Here is a 3,921-nt window from a genome sequence, read left to right as displayed (position 1 = left end):
ATCGTCAACTACCACCGCATCACCCGGCGGATTGCCGACAAATTCGGCATTGCCGATCGCGTGGATTTCCTCGAAAGCGGCCACATGCCGACACTGCTGTCGCATGTCGCTGGCGTAGTCACGGTCAATAGCACCGTGGGTGGTTCGTCACTGATGCACAGCGTGCCGACCATTGCCCTCAGCGACCCGATCTACAACCTCAAGGGCCTGACCCACCAGGGCGGTCTCGATGAGTTCTGGGACAACCCGGAGCCTCCCGACTCCACCCTGTTTCAACGCTTTCGCAGCACGGTCATTCACACCACGCAAGTCAACGGCGGCTTTTACACCCGCTGCGGCATCGACATGGCGGTGAACAATTCCCTGGAAGTGCTGATGGCCAAAACCTCGAAAATCGAACAGTACCTATGACGTCACAACAGTCTCCACGCTGCATTCTCATCACCGGCGCCACAGGCGGCATCGGTGGCGCGCTGGCACCCGCCTACGCGAAACCGGGGGTTACGCTGATCCTGCAGGGCCGACGCCTGGACCGCCTGGAAGAAATGGCCGCCCAGTGCCGCGCCGCCGGCGCTCGCGTACTGCTGCAACCGCTGGATGTTCAGGATCTCGACGCCTTGCGCAGCTGGATCGGCGAGATCAGTGTCACCGAGCAACCGGACTTGATCATCGTCGGTGCCGGGGTCAATACGTCCACCGGCGACAACGGCGAAGGCGAAGTCTGGGAGCTGTCCCAGGCGCTGATCGAAATCAACGTGCTGGCAGCCCTTGCCACGGTGCAGGCCGCATTGCCGGCCATGCGTGCCCGCAAGTCCGGGCAGATCGCCCTGTTCAGCTCGCTGGCCGGTTGGCGGGGGCTGCCGGCCACGCCGAGCTATAGCGCCAGCAAGGCAGCGATCAAGGCTTATGGCGAAGCCATGCGCGACCTGGTGGCAACCGATGGTGTGAAGATCAACGTGATCATGCCGGGCTACGTCGAATCGAAAATGTGCTTTGAAATGCCCGGACCAAAACCGCTGCTCTGGACCCCGGACAAGGCTGCGCGACGGATTCAGCGCGGGCTGGCCGCGAACCAGGCGCGCATCAGCTTTCCGTTCCCGCTGAACCTTGGGTGCTGGGCTTTGGGGGTCATCCCGCCACGACTGTCGTCGATCATTTTGCGGTGGCTGGATTACGGTGCCTGATTTTTTGAATAACGTTTTTTGCTCGGTTGTAGTGCCTGGTTTTCTCCTGTCTTGCGCAATCGAAATACTCCTGGTGCCGCGTACCGCCTGGTCCCGTCCGCTTCGCAGCTGGCTGTTGCATGGCGGTGCCTGGGCATTCGCCGTTGGCTTGCTGTACCTGATCAGCGGTCGCGCGTATTTCAGTGCGGTCAACGTGCTGGCGCTGTGGCTRCTGATCGTGCTGGTGAGCAACGCCAAATACCATTCGCTGCGCGAGCCATTCGTCTGCGCCGATTTCGAATACTTCAGCGACGCCGTACGCTTTCCACGCCTGTACTTGCCGTTCTTCGGCATTGGCAAAGCCATCGGCCTGGCCCTTCTGTTTATCGCCTACCTGGCGTGCGGGTTGTATTTCGAACCGGTGGGCAGCAATRCTCGCGTCGTGGCGACGAGCACGCTGCTGGGCGGTTTGGTACTGCTGATGCTCGGCAGCTTGAAGCCACTGCGCCCGACGTTCGACGCCAGCCTCGACCTCGGTCGCTGGGGATTGGCGGCCAGTTTGTGGACGTACTTTATCGCGGCCCGGCACCCGGTGGACCTCAATCGACTGAACTCGGCGTTTGCCGATGAGCTGCCACGCCCGGCGTCCGACACCGTGCTGCCGGACCTGGTATCGGTACAAAGCGAATCGTTCTTCGATGCGCGCAGGCTGTGGCCCGGCATCCGTCCACAGGTGCTCAGCCACTTCGACACCTTGCGGGCCGAGGCGCTGGCCCAGGGTCGTCTGCAAGTCGCCGCGTGGGGCGCCAACACGGTCCGTAGCGAGTTTGCCTTCCTCACCGGGATCAAGGTCGACCAACTGGGCGTCCATCGATTCAACCCTTATCGCCACCTGGCGCGACAGGGCGTTGCGAGCATCGCCAAGGCGCTCAAACGCCAGGGTTATCGTACGGTCTGCGTGCATCCTTATGTCGGCAGTTTTTATGGTCGGGACAAGGTGTTGCCTGCACTGGGCTTCGACGAATTCATCGACGTTCGCAGTTTCACCGAACAGCAAAAGGCCGGCCCGTTCATCGGTGACTGCGCGGTAGCCGACAAGATCAGCGCGCTGCTTGATGATCCGTCCCGTACCCAGCCGTTGTTTATTCATGCCATCACCATGGAAAACCACGGCCCGCTGCACCTGGAAAATGTCGAAGCCGGCGACCTGCCGCAGTGGTTCGACCGGCCGCTACCAGAAAGCCTGCGTGATCTGGCCCCGTACGTGCGCCACTTGAGCAATGCCGACCGCATGCTCGGTCAGCTGCGTGAACATTTTCTGACCCGCAGCACACCAACCGGGCTGTGCTTTTTCGGTGACCATGTGCCGATCCTGCCTGACGTCTATGGCGCCCTGGAGGCACCGAATGGCGATACCGAGTACTTCATCTGGTCCAATACTTCGCCAAGTGCCAATGCCTGCACAGACCTCGGAGTCGAGCATCTGGCCAAGGCCTTTATCGACCATCTGGCCCCTACTGCCGATGACTGAAACCCGGGGTGAGCCGGTGCAGGTGGTTCTCGCGTCCAGCCTTGCGCAGCGCGACCCTGCGGTTGCGCGCTGGATCACCGCGGGGCGCGGCTCGTTGGCGTTCATCCTCGGCGATGAAGACTGCCGCCATCGCCTGCTCGCGCAGTCGATCAACTGGGACCGCGTCCTGCTGGCCTATCACGACAGCGCACCGGTGGGCTACGCCTCGTTCAAACACCAACGCCGCGGACCATTTTCACCGGGCATCCGGCCATTCGTTCGCGAGTTCGGGCGACTGGGCGGCTCGCTGCGTTATGGCCTGTTCGTGATCAGCGAGTGTCGCGAGTGGTACTACGGTTTTTATCTGTACGGCTTGCATGTGCGCAAAGCCGCACGGCGCCAGGGGGTGGCCAGTGCCTTGCTGCAGGCCGCCTTTGATCAGGCACTCAGCCTTGGCCATACCAAAATCGAGCTGGAAGTGCAGGTGAAGAACCTTGCGGCCAGGGCGTTCTATGCCCGCCACGCCTTCATGCCGATACACACCTTTCCAACGAACTGGCTGAGCCGCGTGATGCCCTTCCCGACGGTCATCAACCTGCGCTGCAGACTATCGCCCCATCCATGAGCAGCCCGCAAATGAATCGATCCGTACCCCTTGAATCGCTGGTGGATGGTCCCGGCCGGGTGGGCATCATGTCGCAGTGGGTGATGTGGAAAGTCCATCATCTGGAGGAGTTTCTCGACCCCGAAGGCCAGCCTCATTGGCTGTGGCGACGCAGCCGGCAGCGCCCCGCAGGCTTGAAGGCGATTGCCGGAATTGGCTACAAAAGTTCCTCTGACCATGCCCGGGTCTTGTGCAAGCGCTGGGGCATTCCCTACGTCGCACTGGAGGATGGCTTCCTGCGTTCATCTTCGCTGGGCGTCGAAGGCGATACGCCGATGTCGATGGTGGTCGACCCCATTGGCATTCACTACCTGGCCGATCGCCCGTCACGGCTGGAGAACATCCTGCAAACCCCGCAGACCCTGAGCTCTTCGGAGCAGGCGACCGCACGGGAGCTGATTGCCCTGATGCGCAGCAGTGGCATCGGCAAATACAACAACGCACCGGACCTGAGCGACGACGACCCGCTGGGCCGTGACAAGCCGCTGATTCTGGTGGTCGACCAGACTTATGGCGACTTCTCCATCCCCGGCGGCGGGCTGTGCGAAGCCGACTTTATCCGCATGCTCGACGAAGCCCTGGCG

At 61.8% G+C, this 3,921-nt stretch carries 5 protein-coding genes; all 5 read left to right on the top strand.

Going from position 1 to position 3,921, the window contains the following annotated elements; all coding sequences use genetic code 11:
- On the top strand, positions 1 to 411 hold a 411-nt coding region (locus AC1DVH_RS27430; protein WP_477756435.1), incomplete at its 5' end, for a capsular polysaccharide export protein, LipB/KpsS family.
- Positions 408 to 1,184, top strand: coding sequence for an SDR family NAD(P)-dependent oxidoreductase (locus AC1DVH_RS27425; protein ID WP_477756434.1), 777 nt, complete (start codon positions 408 to 410; stop codon positions 1,182 to 1,184). The genes AC1DVH_RS27430 and AC1DVH_RS27425, both read left to right, overlap by 4 nt.
- A 73-nt stretch (positions 1,185 to 1,257) precedes the next feature.
- Positions 1,258 to 2,694, top strand: a complete 1,437-nt coding sequence (locus AC1DVH_RS27420; RefSeq protein ID WP_477756433.1) for an LTA synthase family protein — start codon at positions 1,258 to 1,260, stop codon at positions 2,692 to 2,694.
- Entirely contained in the window at positions 2,687 to 3,298 is a 612-nt protein-coding gene (locus tag AC1DVH_RS27415) for a GNAT family N-acetyltransferase (RefSeq protein WP_477756432.1), read from the top strand. Before AC1DVH_RS27420 ends, AC1DVH_RS27415 begins: the two co-directional genes overlap by 8 nt.
- Positions 3,299 to 3,309: 11 nt before the next feature.
- Positions 3,310 to 3,921: capsular polysaccharide export protein, LipB/KpsS family (locus tag AC1DVH_RS27410; protein WP_477756431.1), on the top strand; the 612-nt coding region annotated here is incomplete at its 3' end.

The organism is Pseudomonas sp. P4_C3, from assembly GCF_056402075.1.
Note: the sequence above shows the minus strand (reverse complement) of the source record. Positions and strands in the feature narration are given on the sequence as shown.